Origin of the sequence: Acinetobacter sp. YH1901141 (genome assembly GCF_013416935.1) — a bacterium.
Taxonomy (GTDB): domain Bacteria; phylum Pseudomonadota; class Gammaproteobacteria; order Pseudomonadales; family Moraxellaceae; genus Acinetobacter; species Acinetobacter towneri.
This window is the reverse complement of record NZ_VPEY01000004.1, coordinates 24,271-47,403: the sequence shown is the minus strand read 5'-3', so window position 1 is coordinate 47,403 and position 23,133 is coordinate 24,271. Positions and strand designations below refer to the sequence as shown.

Genomic DNA, 23,133 nt, shown 5'->3' with positions numbered 1-23,133 from the left:
CATGTGAACATGACCTGAAGAACTAGGAGACATAGACACTGGGGATTACTCCTCGACTTTACCGCCAGCCGCTTCAACAGCAGCTTTAGCGCCTTTAGTCACAGCAACACCTTGAATAGTGAATGCGCGAGTAATTTCACCAGAAAGTACGATACGAGCACGAGCCATATCTTTACGTACAACGTTCGCTGCTTTTAAAGTTTCAAGGCTAACGATGTCGCCTTCCACTTTAGCAAGCTCAGATAAACGTACTTCAGCAGTTTTCAAAGCGATTTGGCTAGTGAAACCGAATTTAGGTAAACGACGATATAACGCAGTTTGACCACCTTCGAATCCAGGACGTGTACCACCGCTCTTACGTGAGTTTTGACCTTTGATACCACGACCACCAGTCTTACCAACGCCAGAACCGATACCACGGCCTAGACGACGGGCTTCACGCTTAGCACCTTCTGCAGGTGCAAGTTCATTTAAACGCAGAGTCATGGCTTATTCCTCTACACTAACCATATAGTAGACTTGGTTGATCATACCACGGTTAGAAGGCGTATCTTGCACTTCTACAGTATGACCAATACGACGCAGACCTAAACCTTTAAGGCTAAGCTTGTGATTTTTCAAGCGGTGCGATGCAGATTTAGTCTGGGTAACTTTAATCGTTTTCATGATTGATTACCCTTGAATTTGTTCTACTGAAAGACCACGTTTCGCAGCAACCTTTTCAGGAGTTGTCATGTCACGCAAACCGTTAAAAGTTGCGTTCACTACGTTTGCAGCGTTAGTAGAACCACGGCATTTAGTCAATACGTTACGTACACCTGCAGCTTCTAAAACTGCACGCATAGAACCACCCGCAATTACACCAGTACCTTCAGATGCTGGTTGCATGTAAACACGGCTTGCACCATGACGCGCATGAATCGGGTGTTGTAAAGTACCATCTGCCAATTCGATAGTGATCATGTTACGACGTGCAGCTTCAAGTGCTTTAGAAATAGCAGCTGGAACTTCACGTGCTTTACCACGACCAAAACCCACGCGACCATTACCATCACCCACAACAGTTAATGCTGTGAAAGAGAAGATACGACCACCTTTAACAACTTTGGCTACGCGATCAACGGCAACCAGCTTTTCAACAAGACCTTCGTTTTGTTCAACTTTAGCCATGATTAGAACTCCAAGCCGTTTTCACGAGCAGCATCAGCCAAGGCTTTGATACGACCATGATATTTAAAACCAGAACGGTCAAACGCAACTTTAGTTACGCCAGCTGCTTTCGCGCGTTCTGCAATTAAAGCACCTACTTTTTGAGCTGCTTCAACGTTACCAGTTGTACCAGCACGTAAAGTAGCATCTAAAGTTGAAGCTTGCGCTAAAACTTTGCCACCATCTGCTGAAATAACTTGAGCATAGATGTGACGCGGCGTGCGGTTTACACACAAACGAGTCGCACCCAATGCACGGATGTGCAAGCGTGTGCTTTTCGCACGACGCAAACGGGATTGTTTCTTTTCGTTCATAAGAACCTCGCGCCTTATTTCTTCTTAGCTTCTTTACGAAGAACAACTTCATCCGAATAACGAACACCTTTACCTTTATATGGCTCTGGTGGACGGTATCCACGGATATCCGCAGCAACTTGACCTAAAGCTGCTTTATCAGCAGATTTAAGGATAATTTCAGTTGCAGTTGGAGTTTCTGCAGTCACACCTTCAGGAAGGGTGTAATCGATTGGGTGTGAAAAACCAAGGTTAAGGTTAACAACGTTACCTTTTACCGCAGCTTTATAACCAACACCAATCAATTGCAACTTACGTTCGAAGCCTTCGCTCACACCTTTTACAAGGTTGTTAAGCACAGCGCGAGCAGTACCAGCTTGCATCCAAGCGTCTTTCGACTCAGCTTTAGGAGCAATAGCTAAAATACCGTCTTCCTGTTTTAGCTCGACCAGCGCATGCAGGTTGAAAGACAATGTACCTTTGCTGCCTTTCACTTCGACCTGCCGGCCGTTCTGAGTAACTGTAACACCGTTAGGTACAGTTACTGGGGCTTTAGCCACACGAGACATGAGGAATCACCTATTATTAAGAAACAAAAGCAATAACTTCACCACCGATACCTGCAGCACGTGCAGCGCGATCAGTCATGATGCCTTTGCTTGTAGAAACGATTGCAATACCTAAACCTTGCTTAACGCTTGGAAGTGCATCTTTACCGCGATACTGACGTAGACCTGGACGGCTTACGCGTTTCACAGTTTCGATAACTGGTTTGCCTTCATAGTATTTTAAAGTAATCGTTAATGTAGGTTTGCCTTCGTTGTCAGCCACTTCTACATTTGCGATATAACCTTCTTGTTGAAGTACGTTTGCAATAGCAACCTTCAACTTAGAATTAGGCATAGAAACAGTTTGTTTCTTTGCCATTTGAGCGTTACGAACACGCGTTAGCATGTCGGCAACGGTATCTTGCATACTCATTTATAGTGCTCCTTACCAGCTTGCCTTAACAACGCCCGGTACATCACCTTGCATTACTGTGTCACGTAATTTGTTACGGCTTAAACCGAACTTACGGAAGTAACCATGAGGACGACCAGTTAAACCACAACGGTTACGAAGACGTACTGGAGACGCATTACGTGGTAATGCTTGTAACTTCATCATCGCTTCGAAACGCTCTTCGTCGCTTGCATTTACGTTTGCAATCGTTGCTTTTAATTCAGCACGTTTTGCAGCGTATTTCGCAACAGTAGCTTCGCGTTTCAATTCGCGATTAATCATACCTTTCTTAGCCATATCGACCTCTTATTTGAACGGGAAGCCGAATGCACGCATAAGCGCACGGCCTTCGTCATCGGTGCGAGCAGTCGTAGTGATGGTGATGTCCATACCACGAATTTGATCAATCTTATCGAAATCGATTTCAGGGAACATGATTTGTTCCTTGAGACCCATAGAGTAGTTACCACGACCATCGAATGATTTCGAAGAGAAACCACGGAAGTCACGGATACGAGGGATCGCGATAGAGATCAAACGGTCTAAGAATTCGTACATACGTTCGCCGCGTAAAGTAACTTTACAACCAATCGGCCAACCATCACGGATTTTAAAACCAGCGATTGATTTACGAGCTAATGTTAAAACTGGTTTTTGACCAGCAATAGCTTGCATATCAGAAAGAGCGCCATCTAACAATTTCTTGTCAGCAGCTGCAGCACCAACACCCATGTTGATGGTAATTTTAGTGATGCGAGGGATCTCCATCACATTCTTAACGCCCAATTGTTCTTGTAATTGAGCCTTAAGTTCGTCGTTGTAACGTGTTTTAAGTCTGGCCATTGCCTATTTCAACCTATTACTTCGCCACCGCCACTGATTCACCATTCGATTTATAAACGCGAGTTTTCACGCCATCAATCGTTTGGTAACCAACACGGTCAGCCTTTTGGGTTGTAGCATTAAAAATTGCCACGTTTGAGATATGAAGCGAAGCTTCCTGCGTTACGATACCGCCTTCAGCGCCCGTAGCACGGTTTGGCTTCTGGTGCTTCTTAACCAAGTTAAGACCTTCGACCTTAACACGGTCATTAGAAACTGACAGAACAGTACCCTGTTTGCCTTTTTCTTTACCTGCGATCACAATTACTTGATCGCCTTTTTTAATCTTAGCCATGATTGCCTCTTATAGAACTTCAGGAGCCAATGAAATGATTTTCATGAACTGTTCAGTACGAAGTTCACGAGTCACTGGTCCGAAAATACGAGTTGCAATCGGTGCTTTGTTGTTATTCAAAATAACAGCAGCGTTATCATCAAAACGGATCACAGAACCGTCTGGACGACGAATACCGAACTTTGTACGTACAACAACAGCATTCATCACGTCACCTTTTTTAACACGTGCGCGTGGAATAGCTTCTTTTACAGTAACTTTAATAATGTCGCCAACAGAAGCATAACGACGATGTGAACCACCTAGTACTTTAATACATTGTACGCGGCGAGCACCACTGTTGTCAGCTACGTCAAGCATCGTTTCGGTTTGAATCATTGCCCTACTCCAAAACCGAGCATCACCGGTCACAATTTCGAAAGGCTCAAAGAGTACTCGAAATTGACCGATGATGCAACAAGAACGTTAATTACTCAGCAGCAGCTTCAACAACTTCAACTAAAGTCCATGACTTAGTTTTAGACATTGGGCGGCTTTCTTTGATGGTTACAACATCACCAATCTTGGCGGTATTGTTCTCATCATGAGCGTGTAATTTGGTTGAACGGCGAATCAATTTGCCATACAACGGGTGTTGAACTTGGCGTTCAATAAGGACAACAATAGATTTTTCCATTTTGTCGCTTACAACTTTGCCAGTTAACGTGCGGACTGTATTTTGACTCATTGCCCGTTCCCCTGTTTTTCGGTAAGGAGGGTCTTGATGCGTGCAATAGTTTTACGAGTAAGCGCAACTTCATGCGATTTACCCAATTGACCAGTTGCTTTCGCCATACGAAGACGGAATTGGTTAAGCTGTTGCTCATCAAGCAAAGCTGTCAACTCTTCTACCGACTTTTCACGTAGATCTTTAGTTTTCATTACATTACCGTCCGAGTCACGATAGTGGTTTTAAACGGAAGTTTAGCAGCAGCAAGCGTAAATGCTTCACGTGCCAATTCTTCGTTCACACCATCAATTTCGTACAAGACTTTACCTGGTTTGATTTGACAAACCCAATATTCCACAGAACCTTTACCTTTACCCATACGCACTTCAAGAGGCTTAGAAGTAATTGGTTTGTCTGGGAATACACGGATAAAGATCTTACCACCACGCTTAATACGACGGCTGATTGTACGACGTGCCGCTTCAATTTGACGCGCAGTCATTTGACCACGTTCAACTGATTTAAGAGCGATAGTACCGAAAGATACTGAGCTACCACGGTGCGCTAAGCCAGTGTTACGGCCTTTTTGCACCTTACGGAATTTAGTACGTTTAGGTTGCAACATGGATTATTCTCCTTTTTCAGCAGAACGATCATTGCGACGACCACGACGCTCTTGACCTTCACCACGACCGCGACCGCGTTTAGCTGGACGTTCTTCAGCAGGTGCTGGGTTCATGACTTGTTTCATGCCACCCAAGATTTCACCACGGAATACCCAAACTTTAACGCCAATCGTACCGTAAGTAGTTTCAGCACGCATAGTTGCATAGTCGATGTCCGCACGAAGTGTATGCAAAGGTACACGACCTTCACGATACCATTCAGTACGTGCAATCTCTGCACCACCTAAACGACCAGAAACTTCAACTTTGATACCTTTAGCACCAGCACGCATAGAGTTCTGTACCGCACGCTTCATAGCACGACGGAACATTACACGCTTTTCTAATTGAGAAGCGATTGCTTCAGCAACTAAACGTGCATCTAAGTCTGGACGGTCAATTTCGTTGATGCTTACTTGCGCAGGAACACCCATAATAGATGTTAATTCGCGTTGTAATTTCTCAATGTCTTCGCCTTTTTTACCGATTACGATACCAGGACGCGCAGTGCTAATTGTTACTTTAGCAGCACCCGTTGGACGTTCGATAAGAATATTGCTTACCATTGCGTTCTTAAGTTTTTTAGTTAAAAACTCACGAACTTGAAGGTCTTTAAGCAAGTATTCAGCGTATTGTTTCGGATTCGCATACCAGTTAGCGTTATGACGTTTCACAACACCTAGGCGGATACCGATTGGATGAACCTTCTGACCCATATCAAACCCCTACCTTAACGGTGATGTGACAAGTACGCTTAGTAATACGATCTGCACGGCCTTTAGCACGTGGCATAATACGTTTAAGGCTCATGCCTTCATCAACGTAAATCGTAGATACTTTAAGGTCGTCTACATCTAAACTGTTATTGTGTTCAGCATTTGCAATTGCAGATTCCAATGCTTTCTTAACTAAAACAGCAGCTTTTTTGTTGCTGAAGTTTAAAATGTTAAGTGCATGCGCAACAGATTTGCCGCGGATAAGATCTGCAACCAAACGTGCTTTTTGTGCCGAGATAGCGGCACCGCGTAATTTAGCAGTTACTTCCATCATAGCACCTATTAACGTTTAGACTTCTTGTCAACACCGTGACCACGATAGGTACGAGTTGGCGCGAATTCACCGAGTTTATGACCAACCATGTGTTCAGAGATAATCACTGGAACATGGTTACGACCATTGTGAACAGAAATTGTTAAACCAACAAAATCTGGGAGGATCATCGAACGACGCGACCAAGTTTTGATCGGCTTACGGTTATTAGCCGCGATTGCCGCTTCAACCTTAGCGAACAAGTGCGCATCGACGAATGGGCCTTTTTTCAGAGAACGAGGCATTGTCAGATTCCTTTACTTGTTACTTAACGCGACGGTCGCGAATAATCATCTTAGTCGTACGCTTGTTGGTACGTGTCTTGTACCCTTTAGCTTTTTGACCCCATGGGCTTACAGGTTGGATACCTTTAGTACGCCCTTCACCACCACCGTGCGGGTGATCAACCGGGTTCATTGCCATACCACGAACGGTAGGACGAACACCACGCCAGCGCGAAGCACCTGCTTTACCAAGTGAACGAAGGTTGCTTTCTGAGTTAGATACTTCACCTAACACAGCACGACATTCAACGTGCACTTTACGCATTTCGCCTGAACGTAGACGAACGATAGCGTATGAACCGTCACGACCCAACAATTGAACTGATGTACCAGCAGAACGCGCTAATTGAGCACCTTTACCGATTTTAAGTTCGATGTTGTGAAGAGTAGCACCAATTGGCATGTTACGAAGTGGCAAGCAGTTACCTGGACGAATTGGAGCATCGTTACCAGATTGAACTTGATCACCAGCACGTAAACCTTTAGGCGCAATAATATAACGACGTTCACCGTCAGCATACTTCAACAATGCGATGTGTGCAGTACGGTTTGGATCGTATTCAATACGCTCTACAACAGCAGGAATGCCATCTTTGTTACGTTTGAAGTCTACGATACGGTAGTGTTGCTTATGACCACCACCAACGTGACGTGTAGTAATGTGACCGTTGTTGTTACGACCACCAGTACGTTTTTTAGCTTCCACCAACGGCGCATAAGGCGCACCTTTGTGAAGATGGTCGTGAACGACTTTCTCTACAAAGCGACGTCCTGGAGACGTTGGCTTACATTTTTGAATCGGCATAAATTTCGTCCTTATTCCGCTGCGCTTTCAGCGGTATCGCCCAAGTCAGCCATTTCAACATCTTGGCCAGCTTTCAGGGTGACGTATGCTTTTTTAACATCAGAACGGCGTCCTAATGTACGACCAAAGCGCTTAGTCTTACCTTTAGTGATAGTCGTGTTAACTTTAACAACTTCCACACCAAATAATTGCTCAACTGCTTTTTTGATTTCAAGTTTGTTTGCATTTAATGCAACTTTGAATACTTGAACACCAGCAGTTTCACCTAAAACTTGTGCTTTTTCTGAAAATACAGGTCCTTGTAGGACTTGATATAAACGTTCGTTGTTCATCCGAGTTCTACCTCAATTTTCTTAGCAGCAGCAACAGACATTACAACTTTGTCGAACGCGATCAAGCTAACAGGATCGATTGCAGTAGCATCAACCACATCAACGTGTGGAAGGTTACGCGCTGCAAGATATAGATTCTCATCTACAGCTTCAGTTACGATCAATGCGCGAGTTGCATTCAAGTCGTTAAGTTTTGCAAGCAACTCTTTAGTTTTAGGAGCTTCAACAGCAAACTCTTCAACCAATACAAGACGATCTTGGCGAACAAGTTCAGCTAAGATACATTGCATTGCACCGCGGTACATTTTGCGGTTAACTTTTTGAGACCAATCTTGTGGACGAGCAGCAAAAGTTTTACCACCACCAACCCAGATTGGGCTACGAATAGAACCAGCACGAGCGCGGCCAGTACCTTTTTGACGGAATGGTTTTTTACCACCGCCAGCAACGTCTGCACGTGATTTCTGAGCTTTAGAGCCTTGACGACCACCAGCTAAGTAAGCCGTAACAACTTGGTGTACAAGTGCTTCATTGAATTCACGACCGAACGCAACTTCAGATAACTCAACAGCAGAGCCGGAAACAGTATTTAAATTCACGTTATTTCCCCTCAAGCCTTGATCGTAGGACGTACAGTTACGTCACCACCAGTCGCACCAGGAATCGCACCTTTAACAACAAGAACTGAACGCTCTGTGTCGATAGATACAATTTCAAGACCCTGTACAGTTACGCGTTCAGCACCTAAATGGCCAGCCATTTTTTTGCCTTTGAATACGCGACCAGGAGTCTGGTTTTGACCTGTAGAACCTAGAACACGGTGAGAAACAGAGTTACCGTGAGTAGCGTCTTGAGTACGGAAGTTCCAACGCTTAACACCACCCTGGAAACCCTTACCTTTAGACTGACCAGTTACGTCAACGATCTGACCTACTGTGAACAAATCTACACCGATAGTTCCGCCAACTTCACGACCTTCAAGGTCAGCTTCTGTAGCACGGAATTCTTGAACTAAACGACCAGCAGCAACACCCGCTTTAGCGAAGTGACCTTTCTGAGCGTTAGTTACGCGAGATTCGCGACGTTCACCAGTAGTAACCTGAATTGCTTGATAACCATCTGTTTCAAGCGTTTTGATTTGAGTGATGCGGTTAGGATCAACCTCAATCACTGTAACAGGTACAGAAACACCAGCATCTGTAAAGATACGGGTCATACCGCACTTGCGACCGACTAAACCAATAGCCATGTGCATAAACCTCTAAAAAAGCGGCCTAATTAACTTAGAGTGTTAATTAACCGAAAGCCTTAACCCAATGCAATCTGAACATCAACACCAGCTGCTAGATCTAATTTCATCAACGCATCAACAGTTTTATCTGTAGGTTGAACGATGTCGATCAAACGCTTGTAAGTACGGATTTCATACTGGTCGCGCGCATCTTTGTTTACGTGTGGTGATGTTAAAACGTTGAAGCGTTCGATGCGAGTTGGCATCGGGATTGGACCACAAACTTGTGCGCCAGTACGCTTAGCGGTTTCTACGATTTCTTGAGCAGATTGATCGATCAGACGATGATCAAAAGACTTCAAACGGATACGAATTCTCTGGTTAGACATACCAGTTAACTCCAAGCCAAATATATAAAGAATCACCCTTGACGCATCTCACCCCACTAATTTAAGGCAAGTGTCAAAGGCAGTGAATTATCACTAAGGTCATGATCGATGCCACGACTGTCACGATGTTAACTACTTTCTTCGCAGTTAACCCCCTTGTATAAAGGGTCGCCCATTATAACGATTGTTTAATGCATAAGCAAATCTCTTTTTGGCTTTATTGCTTTATTTTTCACGCTCTGCCGATTTCTCTTTTTAAAATATACGATTAGCACTTTATATATGAGTTAGGCAGCATTCCTATCCATTTATTGAGTGTAAATTTAGACAATCTGCATTTTGACCATTCCAACCATCCCTGACAGCAGAAATCGTCATCGCCCTGACCTAACTTTCTTTTCTGTGTTTGCGCCACAATCCATAACTTTATTCTCGAAGTTTGCTTTGTGCTAAAACATAATCTATTGCACGATTCATTAATTGGTTGCCTGCCTGAAATTGTGCCGCAGACATCTGTTTTAATTCATGCGCGGGTTGTACATACATGCCCGAAAATGCTGGTTTCATTTCGGCATTGTCTAAAAACAGCTGCAAAGCTTGTGGGGTGATTTCTGGATGGAATTGGAATCCTAGTACATTTTTCCCAATTTGATAGAGTTGATTAGCGCAGGCGGCATTACTGGCAAGTCTTACCGCGCCCTTTGGTAATTCAAAAGTTTCACCATGCCACTGCATCACTGTGATTTGATCAGGCATTTGGAAACAGCTTTCTGGTATATTTTCGACTTTATAGACAGGATGCCAACCGCGCTCCTGTTCAGGATTAGGACTCACTGCTGCACCCAACGCATTGGCAATCATCTGCCCACCTAAACACAAACCGATTGCAGGTTTACCCATCGCCAAATAACGCCTAATCCAGCGTTTTTCTGTTTTTAACCATGGATAATGTACTTCATCATTTACACTCATGGCACCGCCCATCACAATTAACAGGTCAATATCTTCAACTTTGGGTAAGGCTTCAATTTCAATATTTTGCTCAGGCGGTAAAGCAAAAAATTCGGTTGCAGTGATATGCGCCCCCATCTGCTTTAAATAGTCATAGCAACTTCCAAAACCTTCATCTGCACTATGCTGAAAATAATGCACGCTTAGTGGTGCTTTCATCTGGATCATCCTTTGTATTTTCTATACTTCAGCTTCTGCAAAAATAGCGCCAAGTTCAAGGCATGTCTTGTAGTGCAGCTTTTTATAGCCTAAAGCCAGTATTTCTCTTAAGCTAAACTCAATATTTGCTTATTTTCTGAGTGAACCTGTGAATAAAAATGCTCAAACTGCTTTAATTCATGCACCAAGACGTGCCCCACAATATATTCAAACGGTACAGCCTCCCCTATTTCGTGCATCGACCATTATCTTTGAAAACACAGATGCACTGTTTAATCGACACTGGACTGATGCTTATGATTATAGCTATGGCACACATGGCACACCGACGACCTTTACGTTAGGTGATCACATCGCGCAGATCGAAGGCGGTCTGTATCACCTGCTGGCGCCGAGCGGCCTCTCTGCGATTAATCTGGTCAATTCCTGCTTGTTAAGCCAGGGTGATGAGGTCTGGGTTCCGGACAATATTTATGGTCCGAATATGGAGCATCTGCGTAATCTGCAGCAGCGTTATGGCATTGCCGTCAAGGTCTATAACCCGTTGGAGGTAGAAAGCTTTAGCCCAAGCGATAAAGCCAAACTGTTATGGCTCGAAGCGGCTGGTTCGGTGACACTGGAGTTTCCGGACTTAATTGGTCTGGTAAAAAAAGCCCAAGCCCATAACATTCTGACTGCACTGGACAATACCTGGGGTGCAGGTCTTGCCTTTAATGCTTTTGATTTTGGCAATGAACACTTAAGTGTCGATATAAGTGTCCATGCCCTAACCAAGTACCCAAGTGGTGGTGGCGATATATTAATGGGTTCTGTGGTGACCCGTGATCAACATTTACATCATCAATTATTTCGTATGCATGCCATCCAAGGCATTTGTGTATCGGGCGATGATGTTGCGCAAGTACAACGTAGCTTAGCCTCAATGCAATTGCGCTATGAACACCAAGCGCAAAGCTGTTTGCAGTTACTGAACTGGCTGAAACTACAACCACAATTTGCTCAGGTGTTGCATCCTGCTGATGCCACATCTGCGGGGCATGCGTATTGGAAAGAAATTTGCCGCGATGGACACAGCGCAGGTTTGGTCAGTGTGATTTTTAAGCCTGAATATGATTTAGCCGCTGTACGTCAATTCTGCGATGCACTATCTTTATTTAAACTCGGCTTTAGCTGGGGCGGCCCTGTAAGTTTAGTGATGCTTTACGATCTCAAGACCATGCGTACCTTAGATCATTCTCACTTGGCTGAAGGATTATTGGTGCGTTTTTGTATTGGACTAGAACATCCTACAGATTTAATTCACGATATTCAAAATGCCTTACAACGCTTCAGCGACTAATGCAGCACAGATCATCATTTTAACAATAGCTATATAAATCAGGATAAAAATATGAGTACAGCAATCGTTATTGGTAAAAAAACTGCCGACGTTCAACAAGACGTGGTTTTACATTCACAGTTTGCCAACCGCCACGGTTTAATTGCAGGTGCAACAGGTACAGGTAAAACCGTCACCTTAAAAGTCTTGGCAGAAAGCTTTTCACGAATTGGTGTACCCGTATTTTTAGCCGATGCCAAAGGCGATGTTTCCAGTCTAGCCAAAGCAGGCAGCAGCAGCCCAAAGTTTGATGCACGTATTAAGAGCTTAGGTATCGAAAGCATTCCGTTTGCAGCATCTCCTGTGGTGTTTTGGGATTTATTTGCCGAACAAGGTCATCCGATTCGTACCACCATTTCTGAAATTGGCCCGTTATTATTGGCGCAAATGCTGAACCTGAATGACACCCAAGAGGGCGTGTTGTCTGCGGTATTCCGTATTGCCGATGATCAGGGTTTATTACTGATTGATTTTAAAGATTTAAAAGCCATGCTGACCTATGTCAGCGAACACGCCAGTGAATTTAAAGCTGAGTATGGCAATCTTTCTCCAGCCAGTTTGGGTGCGATTCAGCGCAATTTACTGGCTTTAGCTGATCAGGGCGGTGATAAATTCTTTGGTGAGCCGAGTTTGGATATTTTGGATTTTATTCAAACTGACAGTCAGGGACGCGGCAATATTAATGTTTTGGCTGCAGACAAACTCATGAACACGCCAAAACTGTACGCCACCTTTTTATTATGGATGTTATCAGAACTGTTTGAACAATTGCCTGAAGTGGGCGATATGGACAAGCCAAAACTGGTGTTCTTTTTTGATGAAGCACACTTGTTATTTGACAATGCCAGCAGCGCGCTACAAGAAAAAATTGAACAAGTGGTACGCTTAATTCGCTCTAAAGGCGTGGGGATTTATTTTGTGACCCAAAACCCGCTGGACTTGCCTGAAAGCGTATTGGGACAATTGGGTAACCGTGTTCAGCATGCCTTACGTGCTTTTACACCCAAAGACCAAAAAGCAGTAAAAACTGCCGCAGATACATTCCGTGCCAACCCAGACTTTAAAGTTGAACAAGCCATTACCGAACTTGCGGTAGGTGAAGCCTTAATTAGTTGCTTAGATGAACAAGGCACACCGCAAATTGTAGAACGTGCTTGGGTAATGCCGCCCTACTCATCGTTTAGCCCAATTAGCACAGAAGAACGACAAGCATGTATCAGCCAAAGTGTTATTGCAGGCGTGTATGAACAGCAGCTAGATCGTGAAAGTGCTTATGAAATGCTGCAACAAAAAGTTGAACAACGTCAGCAACAAACGGCAGCAGCAGAACAAGCTAAAATTGAAGCCAAAGAAGCTGAAGCACGCGCCAAGCAAGAGGCTAAAGAAGCCGAAGCACTGGCCAAACAACAAGCGCGCGAGCAAGAACGTCTAGCCCGCGAACAGCAAAAAGAAGCAGAACGCGCTGCCAAACAGCGTGAAAAACTGACTCAGGATATTGTGGGTACCTTTGCCAAAAGCGCAGCACGCAGCTTAGGGGGGTCTACAGGACAGAAAATTGTACGAGGTTTGTTAGGGTCATTATTTGGTAAGAAATAGCATGTTATAAACGATGAGGTTTGCATAGATTTCATTCATGGATGTGCCACCCAAAACCTGAATGAATACTTACAAAACTCTAGTTATCACATCTACAAACCCCATAAAAACTTTAAAAATAATGGGATATTTTTATAATCCATATTTTTTTTAAGGTTTCACAAAAAAATGTTTGCAATCCTTATTTATAAGATGTATTTTGAATACATCTTATAAATAACAGCCATGAGAGATCGAACATGACTCCACAGCAAATTGACCTTGTAAAAGCAACTGTTCCTGTACTCCGTGAAAATGGTGTCGCACTGACTGGTTATTTCTATAACCGCATGTTGGGGAATAATCCTGATCTAAAAGAAACCTTTAACATGGGTCACCAACGTAGTGGTGCGCAGGCTCAAGCGCTTGCAGGTGCTGTATTGGCTTATGCTGAAAACATTGAAGATCCTTCTGTGCTTGCGCCTGTGATTGAATTGATTGCCCACAAACACGTGAGCTTAAACATTCAAGCACCTGACTATAATATTGTGGGCGAAAACCTACTTCACTCTATTAGCGAAGTATTAAATATTTCAATGGAAGATCCTCTAATTGATGCATGGGCAGCTGCTTATGGTCAGTTAGCAGAAGTGTTTATTAATGCTGAACGTGCAATCTACGAACAACACGAACAAACTAAAGGCAGCTGGTTAGGCTGGCGTAATTTCAAAATTGCCAAGAAAGTTGTAGAAAGTGACGAAATCACTTCAATCTACTTCGAGCCAGTAGATGGTGGCGATTTACCAAAATACGAAGCAGGTCAATATATTTCAGTACGCGTATTTGTACCTGAACTTGGCTTGAAGCAACCACGTCAATACACGCTATCGACTAGCCCACAACAAGATTACTTACGTATTTCTGTAAAACGTGAGCCAGGCAATGGTGCAGATAAAGTTGCAGGTTGGGTATCGAACGTATTGCACCAATTACCAGAAGGTTCTGAAGTTGAAGTATCTGCACCAACAGGTAACTTCTTCCTCATCGACAGCAACAAACGCAATGTCTTCATTAGTGGCGGCGTTGGCTTAACACCAATGATTGCAATGTTGAATCAATTGGTGACTTTAGATGTGCCACAACCTGTGACATTTATTCACGCATGTCGTAGCAAACAAGTACATGCCATGAAACAGCATCTCCAAGACTTAACTGCAAAATGTCCACGTATTCATACGTTGACTGCGTATGAGTTCCCGAACGAAGGTGATGTACTGGGTCAAGATTACGATGTTGCAGGTCGTTTAGACCTCAGCACTGTAGATGCAGCGCTGTTACCAGCCGATGCAGATTACTACTTATGTGGTCCAATGCCATTCATGGCAGAACAGCGTAAAGCTTTACTTGCGCGTGGCATCAAAGATGAGCAAATCCATAGCGAAGCGTTTGGTACAGGTGGTGTTCGCCACTAATCTAAAGCGTTAAAAGCTAATAGGTAAGGCTAGTCTAGTTATGCTAGACTAGCCTTAATTTATTTGTATTTAAAAAAAACATCTGTGCGATCATGCAATTAAATAAATTCACCGACTATGCGCTGCGTATTTTAATGTATATCTCGCGTCCTCGAGATGTACCCTATACCATTGCGGAAATTGCACAGGATTTGCATGTTTCCCAGAACCATCTGGTAAAAATCGTTCACTTTATGGGTAAGCAAGGATGGCTAATTACCACTCGTGGTAAAGGTGGCGGGATTCGCTTGCATCCTGAAGCATTGCCTTTGCGTTTAGGTCATGTGGTGAGAATCCTGCAAGGTGAAAATCAAATTGTAGAGTGTAATACCCCGCCCTGCGTGCTGCGTGCGCAATGTGGACTAAAAGGCATTCTCAATCAGGCAATGGAACAGTTTTATCAAAGCTTAGATCAATACAGCTTGGGTGAAGTGCTACAGCCTGTACCCAATTTACAGTTCAGTACACAATCTCCAATCCCGCTGATTCATCTTTAAAGTAACTTAAACGGTCAAAGCAATATCATCCTAGATGTTGCTTTTTTCGGGCATTCAGGGCGCAAAGGTCGCTTGCCTGTATGACTTGCTTTATAATGCCTGTTTGTAGACCATGAATTGAAGTTAAGTTATGCACCATAGCAGAGGAAAATCGAAAAACAGTAAGGCAGCAGCACAGCCACGGCAGAAAATTAGCTACGAGAAAAAAGTAGACCCTGCCATTACTGAATACTCTGTTCGCGCCTTAAACTGGCTGCGTAAAGCCGAGTTTTTAATGAGTGCGCCTAAACTGAATTTATGTGTAGAAGATACTGGCTACGAAGTGGCTTTTGCAGGACGCTCCAACGCAGGTAAGTCCAGTGCAATTAATGCTTTAACCAATCAAAAACAATTGGCACGTGCTTCTAAAAAACCGGGTCGTACTCAAATGATCAACTTCTTTAGTTTGGGCAACCCCGAACAGCGTTTGGTCGATTTACCCGGTTATGGTTATGCAGCCGTACCTGAAGCCATGAAAATTGTGTGGCAAAAAGAACTCGAAAATTATTTGATTCATCGTAAAAGTTTACAAGGCTTGGTGTTACTGATGGATATTCGCCATCCCTTACAGCACTTTGATGTGATGATGCTGGAATGGGCGTATTCGCGTAAATTGTTCGTGCATGTATTGCTCACCAAATCGGACAAACTCAACCGTGGCCCTGCCAATAAAGTATTGCTTGAAGTCAAACAGCAGTTGAAAAAGATGAAACTAGATTTCTCGATTCAATTGTTTTCATCACTCAACAAACAAGGTTTGGAAGAGCTTGCGAGTGTGATGGGCGGACGTTTGAACTTCACCTTAGAACAAGCACATCAATTTGATTTAGACAGCATTCCAGAAGCGACTGGCGATGATGTTGATGTTGATGTTGATGTTGATGTTGATCAGCCTGAATTTTTAGAAACTGACGATTTAACCGCATCTGATACCGAAACCAAATAGTCCGTTAAATTACTGACTATTGGTCTATAACATAAAGTCCTATTCGCTCAATCTCGAATAGGACTTTTTATTTGTATGTCCACTTTCAGTTTTACGCCGTAATCACAATCTCCCTCTCCACCAAAGTTGCACTTTACAACGCAGCCAGAAATGCCCTACTGTCAAGATCATAACAATTAAACGCTTAAACAATTACATAAGATAAGGAGATCAAACATGCAGGCACACATTTCAGTGATTACCTTAGCGGTAGAAGATTTACAACGTGCACTCGATTTTTACCGCGACGGCTTAGGACTTGTAACTGAAGGCATTATTGGACAGGAATTTGAACAAGGTGCGGTGGTCTTTTTTGAACTGCAAGCAGGCTTAAAACTGGCTTTATGGTCTAAACAAAGTTTACAACAAGATACAGGCTTAACAGGTACAGCCAGCAGTGCTGCACAAATCACTTTAGGACATAATGTACATAGCCCACTCGAGGTCGATCAGGTATTGAAACAAGCAAAAAATGCAGGTGCGAAAATTTTAAAACCTGCACAGAGCACCTTTTACGGCGGTTATGCAGGTTATTTTCAGGACTTAGATGGTCATATTTGGGAAGTGGCCTACAGCCCATGTTGGGATTAATCTGCTTTGGCTCATGTCTTTACATAGCACAATAAAACAGGATGATGCTGAAAACTTGATTCGATTTTAAACCCATTATCAGGAATGCAGTGCAGGGTCATCACGAGTATGCCGATCGACCACCACACTAATCATCATATCGCCCTGCACATTGACCACAGTACGCACAGTATCCAACAAACGGTCGATCGGCAATAAAATCGCAATCGCTTCTGCAGGCAAGCCCACCGATTGTAATACCATAATCATCGTCACCATACCTGCGCTTGGAATACCAGGCGCGCCCAAAGAAGCGATCATGGCTGTGGCACAGACAATTAATTGCTGTCCTAAACTTAAATCCAGCCCCATTAAATTGGCAACAAACAAAGCCGCTGCAGCTTCATACAATGCCGTTCCATCCATATTCAGTTGTGTACCTAACGGGATCACAAAGCCTGCAGTTTGCGGACGCACACCTAAATTTTCCTGCGCACATTTCATCGAAAGTGGCATAGTGGCAGAACTGGAACTGGTGGCAAAAGCCGTAATTAAGGCAGCACGTGTGCCTTTAAAAAAGGTGATCGGATCCATTTTGCCAAATATCCACAACAGCAAAGGCAAGACCACCACACCATGAAAAATCGTGGTGCCCGTGACCACTGCAGCAAACTCTGCCAAACGACTCAGGACTGAAATATCTTCGGTTGCAACCAACTTAGCCAATAAAGCAAAAATCCCCAAAGATGCCAGTTTCATTACCCAGCCAATCATCAACATCATAATTTCAAAAAATTGCTGACTGAGTTTACGTACCGTTTTAAAGTGCTCCCCGCCTTTGACCAGCGCCACACCCACCAATAAGGCAAATATCACCACTGCCAAAACATTACCCTCGGCAAAAGCTTTAAACGGATTGATTAAGGTGTTTTGAATGAAATTGGTAAAAAACGAAGACGGCGTAAGCGTGTCTGGGCTTTGATGCTGCGCCATAGCATCTTGAAACATCACAATATCTACGCCTTTACCCACTGCAAATAAATGCGCACACGCCAAACCTAAAATTAAAGCCAAAGTCGTGGTGGTGACACAACACGCCAACGTAATTTTCCAGACTCGACTCAATTGCCCTACAGCCTGTAAGTTCGACACACCGACCACAATTGAGCTAAAAATTAGTGGGATCAGCAGCATTTTCAGTAAACCAATAAAAATACTGCTCATTAAACCAATGCCATACAAACTGGCGCTAAAAAATGTGCTGTCTGGAAATAGATTCAGAATAAAACCAAACACCACACCCAAAATTGCGGCAATTAGAATTTGTGTATTGAGGCTCATACGCAATTGAGTTTTTTAATGTGATGTGTGGACTATGCCATGTGGCTGAAATTGAATCGAGTATTATTTTTCTAGCGCACTTTGATTAGGTTCAGATCGTGCTTCAGGATGTAAAAAAGCCGACATGAATGTCGGCTGATGAATGTAGATTTTAAAGGCTATATTTTATTGCGTTTCGATTTCACGTAAACGAATCAAGCCTTCCTGACTGGTGCTACACACCAATTCACCATTTTGCCACATGCGCCCAAAGTTCAAACCACGCGAACTAGTGCTAATGGTGGCTTCCATGTCGTACAGCATCCAGTCATCCACACGGAACGGTTTATGGAAATACATGGCATGGTCAATACTGGCACACTGCAAACTTGGTGATAAATAGCTCAAACCATGCGGACGCAGTGCTGTGGTCATTAACGTGAAGTCTGAATAAAATGCCGCAATTGCCTGATGCAAAGACACTTCATCCACCTCTGGTGAAATGCTGTCATGGGTACGAATGTAGTGTGCATAAGCAGGTGCTTCAGGCTGCGGTAAAAATGGATTGCTCGGATTAATCGGGCGAATCTCCACCAAGCGATCACGCATAAAACTGGCACGCACATTTTCAGGTACAAACTCGACAATATGCTGTTTGAGTTCCGCTTCGTTTTTTAAAGCTTCTGCTGCAGGATAGTTTGGCTCTGAAATTTGATAATTCAGACCGTCTTCCAACGGCGCAAAGGACACCATCGCAGTAAAAATGGTACGCCCATGCTGAATGGCACGTACTTGACGGCTAGAAAAACTTTTACCATCACGCAAACGGTCAACTTCATAAATAATAGGTGCGTTGACATCGCCACCAAACAAGAAATAGGCATGCAATGAGTGCGCAGGACGATCAGTGGTATAAGATGCAGCACGTAAAGCCTGTCCCAAAACCTGTCCGCCAAAAACACGTTTACCCACCAAGTTACGACTGATACCTCGGTAGATATTTTCTTCTAACTTTTCTAAACAAAGAAGTTCAACCAGCTCTTGTGTGAGTGCGTTCATAACTAACCTATGTATGGCGGAAATTGGGGATGCGGGATCGAAGTCGATGAAAAAATAAATCGTCAAAATAAACTGACTTTTTTAATCCTGCTATTTTGCCATAGATTCTGCATCTTTTACCCATCAAAGACTGACCGCTGTGTCACAACTTAGCCGATCAATTTTGCTAAAAATACGATTTTTAACGATAAAATCTAACAATATTCATGCAAATTATCTAAAAATGCAGCGCGATTATTAGATACAATGACGCAAAATAAATTCCCTACTGGCTAGGGACTTAGGTGATGAAGTAGGAGTGAATATGTCCAAGCGTGGTTTTGGTCAAATGTATCGTCAGCTTTCTGGTAAGCTGCTTGACCTTGTGGTGACACCGCATGTTTTGGGTGAAGTCCCTGTCAAGGATGCGCAAAGTGTAGACTCAAATGCCACTCGCACCAAGATAACTTGCTACGTATTGCAAAATCACTCACGCAGCAATGCCTTGGTGGTCGATGGCGAAACACGTCGCTTAAAACTCACGCCTGCGCTTGATCCATTGGTGATGGGTTCACATAAAGAAAAAGCCTCGATTCTGTTTTTACAGCATCACGATGAGAACAACCTACTCAATCCACCACCTTATGCTTTTCCGCCACGCTTGTTACGTTTAATTGAACAATTAGAACAACACCCAGAACTTGATATTGAATTGGTACCTGTGACCGTGTTGTGGGGACGTTCTCCAGACAAAGAGGATTCGTGGTTTAAACTACTGTTTACCGATACGTGGGCAACGCCTGGCACAGTCAAGCAGTTAATGAATATTGGGGTGCATGGTCGTCAGTCTTATTTGGAATTTCACGAGCCACAATCATTACGCGCTTTAATTGAACATGCCAAAACTGAGCATCCGAACCTGTCGCCTGCGACCTTTATTGTTAACACTCTAAATAATTACTTAGATGGACAACGTGAAGTCGTACTTGGCCCAGACTTGTCTGACCGCCGCAATGTCATGCTCAGTCTGATTAAATCTCCCGATGTGCAAGATGCCATCCGTCGTGAAAGTTTACGCAGTAAAATTAGCGTGATTGAAGCCGAGCGTCGTGCGATTGGTTATTTAAATGAAATCGTGTCGGACTACTCTCATGCAGCGGTACGCTTTGCCGATATGGCACTGACCCGCTTATGGACACAATTGTACGATGGCGTGGAAGTGCATAATTTTAGTACCGTGCGCGAACTGGCCAAAGACTATGAAATTATCTATACCCCATGTCACCGCAGTCATATCGACTATTTATTGCTGTCTTATGTGATTTACAAACGCGGCATGATGGTGCCGTACATTGCTGCGGGCGATAACCTGAATATGCCATTTGTAGGTCAATTGCTTCGTGGTGGCGGTGCGTTTTTTATCCGTCGTACTTTCCGTGGCAACGGCTTATACACAACCGTCTTTAAAGAATATTTATTCAGTATTTTGTCGCGTAACACGCCGCTTGAATACTTTATTGAAGGTGGACGTTCACGTACAGGCCGCTTGTTGCCACCAAAAACAGGCATGCTCGCCATGACCATTCACAGTCATTTGCGTGGTCGTGCTAAACCGATTGCTTTTGTGCCAACTTATATTGGTTATGAACGCCTGATGGAAGGTTCAACCTATGTCGGTGAAATGCAAGGCAAGCCAAAAGAATCTGAATCGCTAATGGGCATTTTAAAAACCATGCGCAAGATTGAACGGATTTTTGGCAAGGTGCATGTCAATTTTGGCGAACCTGTGTTTTTAGATGATGTTCTAAAACAACACGATGCCGAACACATCAGCATTGAAAAAAATGATGATCCTATTCCACCACAAGTGTCAGATGCAGTGAATACTTCGGCACATGCGATTTTGGAAAACATTAACCGTGCTGCGGTAATTAACCCGGTATCTTTGTTATCGCTGATTTTACTGGCAACACCAAAACATACCTTGGATGAAGAAATTTGTGTGAAGCAGTTAGACACTTACCGTAATCTGCTCACTGCCCTGCCTTATGATGAGCGCACTCAAGTCACACCATTATCAGGTAAAGAAATTATTGCCTACGGCTTAAAACTCAAACTGATTAAACGAGTGCAGCACGTTTTGGGCGATATTATCGCGATTGAAGACCATCAGGCGGTGTTACTCACCTACTTCCGCAACAATATTTTGCATGCCTTTGTCTTACCATCTTTAATTGCAGCATTGGTGAAACATAATGGTTCGATTCGTCGTGGTGATTTAATCAACGTCATTCGTACTTTATATCCGTTCCTGAAAGCTGAGTTGTTCTTGAAATGGCAAGATCAGGAACTCAAAGAACGGATTTGTGCCTATGTAGAAGCGTTAATTCAGGCCAAATTGATTTCTGAAGATGCGGAAGGCAACTTAATTTCACCTGCACCAAATAGTGAAGACCATAACCAGTTGGTAGTATTGGCTGCACCTGTAATGCAGAGTTTAGAGCGTTATTACATGACACTGGCGCTGATTACACAACGCGGCTCAGGCAATATTTCGGCACGTCAGGTCGAAGAACTCAGCCATTTGGTCGGTCAGCGTTTGTCGGTGCTGTATGAATTCAACTCACCTGAATTCTTTGACAAAGCCTTGTTCCAAAGCTTTATTAAAGTCTTAACTCAGCAAGGTTATATCAGCACCAACAGTGACAATGCGATTGTGTTTGATGATAACTTTAAAAACGTCGCACAATACGCCAATTTGGTGTTGGATGATGTGACTTTACAGATGCTGCAACACATCACCACCTTTAGCGATGAAGAATTGCGTGAGGCGTTAGAAGCACTTGCTGCACAACAAGCAAAAAAACGCTTGAAACGTAAGAAGAAGTAATTTTTAAGCTTCTTCTCTTACGCCATAAATGGCTCAGGCAGAAAGTTGGGGATGAGGGTGAATAAAAGCTCAATATTTGAGATTTTAAAAATCACCTCTCGCTAGCCCTTTCCTAGCAAGAGAACTTTTATTCTCCGATTTCAGGTGAATCACTTTGCGTAATTCTTAGATGATCAAAATAATCCTCATGTTTGCGCTGAAATCCTGTTTTCTCCATGCGCGTAGCAAAAATCCGCTTCCCTGTTTCTCTCTCACTTTCCAACACCAACTCAGGTAAATTGAATTCACGCTGAATCTTTAAAATCATTTCATGCAAAGGCTGAGCTTGGTTATTGCTGCAAATATAAACTGGTTCAGGATGTTCCACGTGAAGCAAATGTGCCAAAAAACTTGCCAAATCATCAATATGAATTCGGTTTGACCAATGTATATTTGGGTAACTTTGTGTGCTTTCCGCAAGTTTGAGCATGCGTGCAGTCGAAGTGCCATAAATACCCGAAGGACGTACGATCACACATTGTTCAGGATAAGCCTGTTGCCACAAGTGTTCCATCTGCAACAACAACTGCCCTTGTACATCATTCGGCTTAGGCACAGTATCATCATCAATACATTCACCTGCGTTTTCGCCATAAACCCGTGTAGATGACACCACAATAATTCGCTTTACAGGATGATCTTTTAATGCAGCGACAATCGGCTGCACAGAATCTACATAAGTCTGTTGATACGCTTCTACAGAACTCAAAACCGTATTCCGAGATGGTGCAAGTAATACATAAACGGCATCAACAGGTTGAGTCTGTGATAAATCGAGCTGTTGAATATCTTGAAGCAGATGCGTCATATCAGGATCTGTTTTCGGACTGCGGCTAATTGTGGTAAATTGATGACCGAGCGTAAATAGTTGTTTTGCAACACGCTGCGATGTTTTACCATAACCAATAAATAGAATATGCATTCAGCACCTAATCA

32 protein-coding genes are annotated in these 23,133 nt (G+C 43.4%); 7 read left to right on the top strand and 25 right to left on the bottom strand.

Translation table 11 applies throughout. From position 1 onward, the window contains the following. Positions 1-45 precede the first annotated feature (45 nt). The 22 genes from rplO to FTV52_RS03555 all read right to left on the bottom strand — a co-directional run bounded on the left by rplO (position 46) and on the right by FTV52_RS03555 (position 10,355). Complete coding sequence (gene rplO / locus FTV52_RS03660) at positions 46-486, bottom strand: 50S ribosomal protein L15 (protein WP_004974728.1); 441 nt, start codon at positions 484-486, stop codon at positions 46-48. 3 nt (positions 487-489) lie between these two features. Continuing rightward, on the bottom strand, positions 490-666 hold the full coding sequence (gene rpmD / locus FTV52_RS03655; protein WP_004786899.1) for a 50S ribosomal protein L30: 177 nt from the start codon (positions 664-666) through the stop codon (positions 490-492). Positions 667-672: 6 nt separating this feature from the next. After that, entirely contained in the window at positions 673-1,170 is a 498-nt protein-coding gene (gene rpsE / locus FTV52_RS03650; RefSeq protein ID WP_004974725.1) for a 30S ribosomal protein S5, read from the bottom strand. Positions 1,171-1,172: 2 nt separating this feature from the next. Continuing rightward, positions 1,173-1,523 carry a 50S ribosomal protein L18 gene (gene rplR, locus FTV52_RS03645; protein WP_004281497.1) on the bottom strand — a complete coding sequence of 117 codons (351 nt, stop codon included), beginning with the start codon at positions 1,521-1,523 and terminating at the stop codon, positions 1,173-1,175. Between the two features lie 14 nt (positions 1,524-1,537). Continuing rightward, positions 1,538-2,071 carry a 50S ribosomal protein L6 gene (gene rplF, locus FTV52_RS03640; RefSeq protein ID WP_004974722.1) on the bottom strand — a complete coding sequence of 178 codons (534 nt, stop codon included), beginning with the start codon at positions 2,069-2,071 and terminating at the stop codon, positions 1,538-1,540. 16 nt (positions 2,072-2,087) lie between these two features. Continuing rightward, entirely contained in the window at positions 2,088-2,483 is a 396-nt protein-coding gene (gene rpsH, locus FTV52_RS03635) for a 30S ribosomal protein S8 (protein ID WP_004974720.1), read from the bottom strand. A 12-nt stretch (positions 2,484-2,495) separates the two neighbouring features. Beyond that, positions 2,496-2,801: a 30S ribosomal protein S14 gene (rpsN, locus tag FTV52_RS03630; RefSeq protein ID WP_004825185.1), complete on the bottom strand. Its 306-nt coding sequence runs from the start codon at positions 2,799-2,801 to the stop codon at positions 2,496-2,498. Positions 2,802-2,810: 9 nt separating this feature from the next. After that, complete coding sequence (gene rplE / locus FTV52_RS03625; RefSeq protein ID WP_004974719.1) at positions 2,811-3,347, bottom strand: 50S ribosomal protein L5; 537 nt, start codon at positions 3,345-3,347, stop codon at positions 2,811-2,813. 16 nt (positions 3,348-3,363) lie between these two features. After that, positions 3,364-3,681: a 50S ribosomal protein L24 gene (gene rplX / locus FTV52_RS03620; RefSeq protein ID WP_004974717.1), complete on the bottom strand. Its 318-nt coding sequence runs from the start codon at positions 3,679-3,681 to the stop codon at positions 3,364-3,366. A gap of 9 nt (positions 3,682-3,690) precedes the next feature. Further along, on the bottom strand, positions 3,691-4,059 hold the full coding sequence (gene rplN / locus FTV52_RS03615) for a 50S ribosomal protein L14 (protein WP_001982634.1): 369 nt from the start codon (positions 4,057-4,059) through the stop codon (positions 3,691-3,693). Between the two features lie 91 nt (positions 4,060-4,150). Then, a complete protein-coding gene (gene rpsQ, locus FTV52_RS03610; protein WP_004974714.1) occupies positions 4,151-4,408 on the bottom strand; it encodes a 30S ribosomal protein S17 in 258 nt (85 codons plus the stop codon). Next, positions 4,405-4,602: a 50S ribosomal protein L29 gene (rpmC, locus tag FTV52_RS03605; protein WP_004650482.1), complete on the bottom strand. Its 198-nt coding sequence runs from the start codon at positions 4,600-4,602 to the stop codon at positions 4,405-4,407. Before rpmC ends, rpsQ begins: the two co-directional genes overlap by 4 nt. Further along, positions 4,602-5,015, bottom strand: a complete 414-nt coding sequence (gene rplP / locus FTV52_RS03600; protein WP_004691317.1) for a 50S ribosomal protein L16 — start codon at positions 5,013-5,015, stop codon at positions 4,602-4,604. Before rplP ends, rpmC begins: the two co-directional genes overlap by 1 nt. Positions 5,016-5,018: 3 nt before the next feature. Then, the gene (gene rpsC / locus FTV52_RS03595) at positions 5,019-5,771 is read right to left on the bottom strand and encodes a 30S ribosomal protein S3 (protein ID WP_004974711.1); all 753 of its coding nucleotides are present in this window, start codon (positions 5,769-5,771) and stop codon (positions 5,019-5,021) included. A gap of 1 nt (position 5,772) precedes the next feature. Then, positions 5,773-6,102 carry a 50S ribosomal protein L22 gene (rplV, locus tag FTV52_RS03590; RefSeq protein WP_001982638.1) on the bottom strand — a complete coding sequence of 110 codons (330 nt, stop codon included), beginning with the start codon at positions 6,100-6,102 and terminating at the stop codon, positions 5,773-5,775. An 11-nt stretch (positions 6,103-6,113) separates the two neighbouring features. Further along, positions 6,114-6,389: a 30S ribosomal protein S19 gene (gene rpsS / locus FTV52_RS03585; RefSeq protein WP_004673001.1), complete on the bottom strand. Its 276-nt coding sequence runs from the start codon at positions 6,387-6,389 to the stop codon at positions 6,114-6,116. 19 nt (positions 6,390-6,408) lie between these two features. Next, complete coding sequence (gene rplB, locus FTV52_RS03580; RefSeq protein ID WP_004974706.1) at positions 6,409-7,233, bottom strand: 50S ribosomal protein L2; 825 nt, start codon at positions 7,231-7,233, stop codon at positions 6,409-6,411. 11 nt (positions 7,234-7,244) lie between these two features. Beyond that, positions 7,245-7,565: a 50S ribosomal protein L23 gene (gene rplW / locus FTV52_RS03575; protein WP_004974703.1), complete on the bottom strand. Its 321-nt coding sequence runs from the start codon at positions 7,563-7,565 to the stop codon at positions 7,245-7,247. Next, a complete protein-coding gene (gene rplD, locus FTV52_RS03570; protein WP_004974702.1) occupies positions 7,562-8,164 on the bottom strand; it encodes a 50S ribosomal protein L4 in 603 nt (200 codons plus the stop codon). The genes rplW and rplD overlap by 4 nt, the downstream gene beginning before the upstream one ends. A gap of 11 nt (positions 8,165-8,175) precedes the next feature. After that, positions 8,176-8,814 (bottom strand): 50S ribosomal protein L3, encoded by a 639-nt coding sequence (gene rplC, locus FTV52_RS03565; protein WP_026438075.1) that lies wholly within the window; start codon positions 8,812-8,814, stop codon positions 8,176-8,178. Positions 8,815-8,873: 59 nt separating this feature from the next. Further along, complete coding sequence (gene rpsJ, locus FTV52_RS03560; protein ID WP_000070912.1) at positions 8,874-9,185, bottom strand: 30S ribosomal protein S10; 312 nt, start codon at positions 9,183-9,185, stop codon at positions 8,874-8,876. A gap of 426 nt (positions 9,186-9,611) precedes the next feature. Further along, positions 9,612-10,355: a type 1 glutamine amidotransferase gene (locus tag FTV52_RS03555; protein ID WP_179989922.1), complete on the bottom strand. Its 744-nt coding sequence runs from the start codon at positions 10,353-10,355 to the stop codon at positions 9,612-9,614. A 148-nt stretch (positions 10,356-10,503) separates the two neighbouring features. Between FTV52_RS03555 and FTV52_RS03550 the strand changes: the two genes are divergently transcribed. From FTV52_RS03550 to FTV52_RS03525, 6 genes are all read left to right on the top strand, one after another. After that, entirely contained in the window at positions 10,504-11,694 is a 1,191-nt protein-coding gene (locus FTV52_RS03550; RefSeq protein WP_179989919.1) for a PLP-dependent transferase, read from the top strand. A 51-nt stretch (positions 11,695-11,745) separates the two neighbouring features. Continuing rightward, positions 11,746-13,329, top strand: a complete 1,584-nt coding sequence (locus tag FTV52_RS03545; RefSeq protein ID WP_179989917.1) for a helicase HerA-like domain-containing protein — start codon at positions 11,746-11,748, stop codon at positions 13,327-13,329. Positions 13,330-13,568: 239 nt separating this feature from the next. Beyond that, positions 13,569-14,780 (top strand): NO-inducible flavohemoprotein, encoded by a 1,212-nt coding sequence (gene hmpA, locus FTV52_RS03540; RefSeq protein ID WP_004974691.1) that lies wholly within the window; start codon positions 13,569-13,571, stop codon positions 14,778-14,780. Positions 14,781-14,872: 92 nt separating this feature from the next. Further along, positions 14,873-15,316, top strand: a complete 444-nt coding sequence (locus FTV52_RS03535; protein WP_004974689.1) for an Rrf2 family transcriptional regulator — start codon at positions 14,873-14,875, stop codon at positions 15,314-15,316. Between the two features lie 130 nt (positions 15,317-15,446). Beyond that, positions 15,447-16,301: a ribosome biogenesis GTP-binding protein YihA/YsxC gene (gene yihA, locus FTV52_RS03530; protein ID WP_179989915.1), complete on the top strand. Its 855-nt coding sequence runs from the start codon at positions 15,447-15,449 to the stop codon at positions 16,299-16,301. 216 nt (positions 16,302-16,517) lie between these two features. After that, a complete protein-coding gene (locus FTV52_RS03525; RefSeq protein WP_019836869.1) occupies positions 16,518-16,931 on the top strand; it encodes a VOC family protein in 414 nt (137 codons plus the stop codon). Positions 16,932-17,009: 78 nt separating this feature from the next. Here the strand turns inward: FTV52_RS03525 and FTV52_RS03520 are convergent, their stop codons facing one another. Next, positions 17,010-18,251, bottom strand: coding sequence for a dicarboxylate/amino acid:cation symporter (locus FTV52_RS03520; protein ID WP_179989913.1), 1,242 nt, complete (start codon positions 18,249-18,251; stop codon positions 17,010-17,012). 165 nt (positions 18,252-18,416) lie between these two features. Then, entirely contained in the window at positions 18,417-19,289 is an 873-nt protein-coding gene (locus FTV52_RS03515) for an acyl-CoA thioesterase II (RefSeq protein ID WP_004974677.1), read from the bottom strand. A 304-nt stretch (positions 19,290-19,593) separates the two neighbouring features. Between FTV52_RS03515 and plsB the strand changes: the two genes are divergently transcribed. Continuing rightward, on the top strand, positions 19,594-22,158 hold the full coding sequence (plsB, locus tag FTV52_RS03510) for a glycerol-3-phosphate 1-O-acyltransferase PlsB (protein WP_004974675.1): 2,565 nt from the start codon (positions 19,594-19,596) through the stop codon (positions 22,156-22,158). Positions 22,159-22,285: 127 nt separating this feature from the next. On the opposite strand, the gene FTV52_RS03505 is transcribed toward plsB, so the two are convergent. After that, positions 22,286-23,119, bottom strand: a complete 834-nt coding sequence (locus FTV52_RS03505) for an NAD(P)H-binding protein (protein ID WP_179989911.1) — start codon at positions 23,117-23,119, stop codon at positions 22,286-22,288. Positions 23,120-23,133: the final 14 nt, after the last annotated feature.

Bases quoted from the DNA above. Each gene is read 5' to 3' on its own strand.
- FTV52_RS03520 (WP_179989913.1), bottom strand. From the start codon at position 18,251: ATGAGCCTCAATACACAAATTCTAATTGCCGCAATTTTGGGTGTGGTG.
- FTV52_RS03555 (WP_179989922.1), bottom strand. From the start codon at position 10,355: ATGAAAGCACCACTAAGCGTGCATTATTTTCAGCATAGTGCAGATGAA.
- rplE (WP_004974719.1), bottom strand. From the start codon at position 3,347: ATGGCCAGACTTAAAACACGTTACAACGACGAACTTAAGGCTCAATTA.
- rplN (WP_001982634.1), bottom strand. From the start codon at position 4,059: ATGATTCAAACCGAAACGATGCTTGACGTAGCTGACAACAGTGGTGCT.
- rpsQ (WP_004974714.1), bottom strand. From the start codon at position 4,408: ATGAGTCAAAATACAGTCCGCACGTTAACTGGCAAAGTTGTAAGCGAC.
- hmpA (WP_004974691.1), top strand. From the start codon at position 13,569: ATGACTCCACAGCAAATTGACCTTGTAAAAGCAACTGTTCCTGTACTC.
- rpsJ (WP_000070912.1), bottom strand. From the start codon at position 9,185: ATGTCTAACCAGAGAATTCGTATCCGTTTGAAGTCTTTTGATCATCGT.
- rpsS (WP_004673001.1), bottom strand. From the start codon at position 6,389: ATGCCTCGTTCTCTGAAAAAAGGCCCATTCGTCGATGCGCACTTGTTC.
- rpsH (WP_004974720.1), bottom strand. From the start codon at position 2,483: ATGAGTATGCAAGATACCGTTGCCGACATGCTAACGCGTGTTCGTAAC.
- rplF (WP_004974722.1), bottom strand. From the start codon at position 2,071: ATGTCTCGTGTGGCTAAAGCCCCAGTAACTGTACCTAACGGTGTTACA.
- FTV52_RS03525 (WP_019836869.1), top strand. From the start codon at position 16,518: ATGCAGGCACACATTTCAGTGATTACCTTAGCGGTAGAAGATTTACAA.
- rpsC (WP_004974711.1), bottom strand. From the start codon at position 5,771: ATGGGTCAGAAGGTTCATCCAATCGGTATCCGCCTAGGTGTTGTGAAA.
- rpmD (WP_004786899.1), bottom strand. From the start codon at position 666: ATGAAAACGATTAAAGTTACCCAGACTAAATCTGCATCGCACCGCTTG.
- rplB (WP_004974706.1), bottom strand. From the start codon at position 7,233: ATGCCGATTCAAAAATGTAAGCCAACGTCTCCAGGACGTCGCTTTGTA.
- rplC (WP_026438075.1), bottom strand. From the start codon at position 8,814: ATGGCTATTGGTTTAGTCGGTCGCAAGTGCGGTATGACCCGTATCTTT.
- rplP (WP_004691317.1), bottom strand. From the start codon at position 5,015: ATGTTGCAACCTAAACGTACTAAATTCCGTAAGGTGCAAAAAGGCCGT.
- yihA (WP_179989915.1), top strand. From the start codon at position 15,447: ATGCACCATAGCAGAGGAAAATCGAAAAACAGTAAGGCAGCAGCACAG.
- FTV52_RS03545 (WP_179989917.1), top strand. From the start codon at position 11,746: ATGAGTACAGCAATCGTTATTGGTAAAAAAACTGCCGACGTTCAACAA.
- rplW (WP_004974703.1), bottom strand. From the start codon at position 7,565: ATGAACAACGAACGTTTATATCAAGTCCTACAAGGACCTGTATTTTCA.
- rplV (WP_001982638.1), bottom strand. From the start codon at position 6,102: ATGGAAGTAACTGCTAAATTACGCGGTGCCGCTATCTCGGCACAAAAA.
- FTV52_RS03515 (WP_004974677.1), bottom strand. From the start codon at position 19,289: ATGAACGCACTCACACAAGAGCTGGTTGAACTTCTTTGTTTAGAAAAG.
- rplO (WP_004974728.1), bottom strand. From the start codon at position 486: ATGACTCTGCGTTTAAATGAACTTGCACCTGCAGAAGGTGCTAAGCGT.
- FTV52_RS03505 (WP_179989911.1), bottom strand. From the start codon at position 23,119: ATGCATATTCTATTTATTGGTTATGGTAAAACATCGCAGCGTGTTGCA.
- rpmC (WP_004650482.1), bottom strand. From the start codon at position 4,602: ATGAAAACTAAAGATCTACGTGAAAAGTCGGTAGAAGAGTTGACAGCT.
- rplX (WP_004974717.1), bottom strand. From the start codon at position 3,681: ATGGCTAAGATTAAAAAAGGCGATCAAGTAATTGTGATCGCAGGTAAA.
- FTV52_RS03535 (WP_004974689.1), top strand. From the start codon at position 14,873: ATGCAATTAAATAAATTCACCGACTATGCGCTGCGTATTTTAATGTAT.
- rpsN (WP_004825185.1), bottom strand. From the start codon at position 2,801: ATGGCTAAGAAAGGTATGATTAATCGCGAATTGAAACGCGAAGCTACT.
- rplR (WP_004281497.1), bottom strand. From the start codon at position 1,523: ATGAACGAAAAGAAACAATCCCGTTTGCGTCGTGCGAAAAGCACACGC.
- plsB (WP_004974675.1), top strand. From the start codon at position 19,594: ATGTCCAAGCGTGGTTTTGGTCAAATGTATCGTCAGCTTTCTGGTAAG.
- rpsE (WP_004974725.1), bottom strand. From the start codon at position 1,170: ATGGCTAAAGTTGAACAAAACGAAGGTCTTGTTGAAAAGCTGGTTGCC.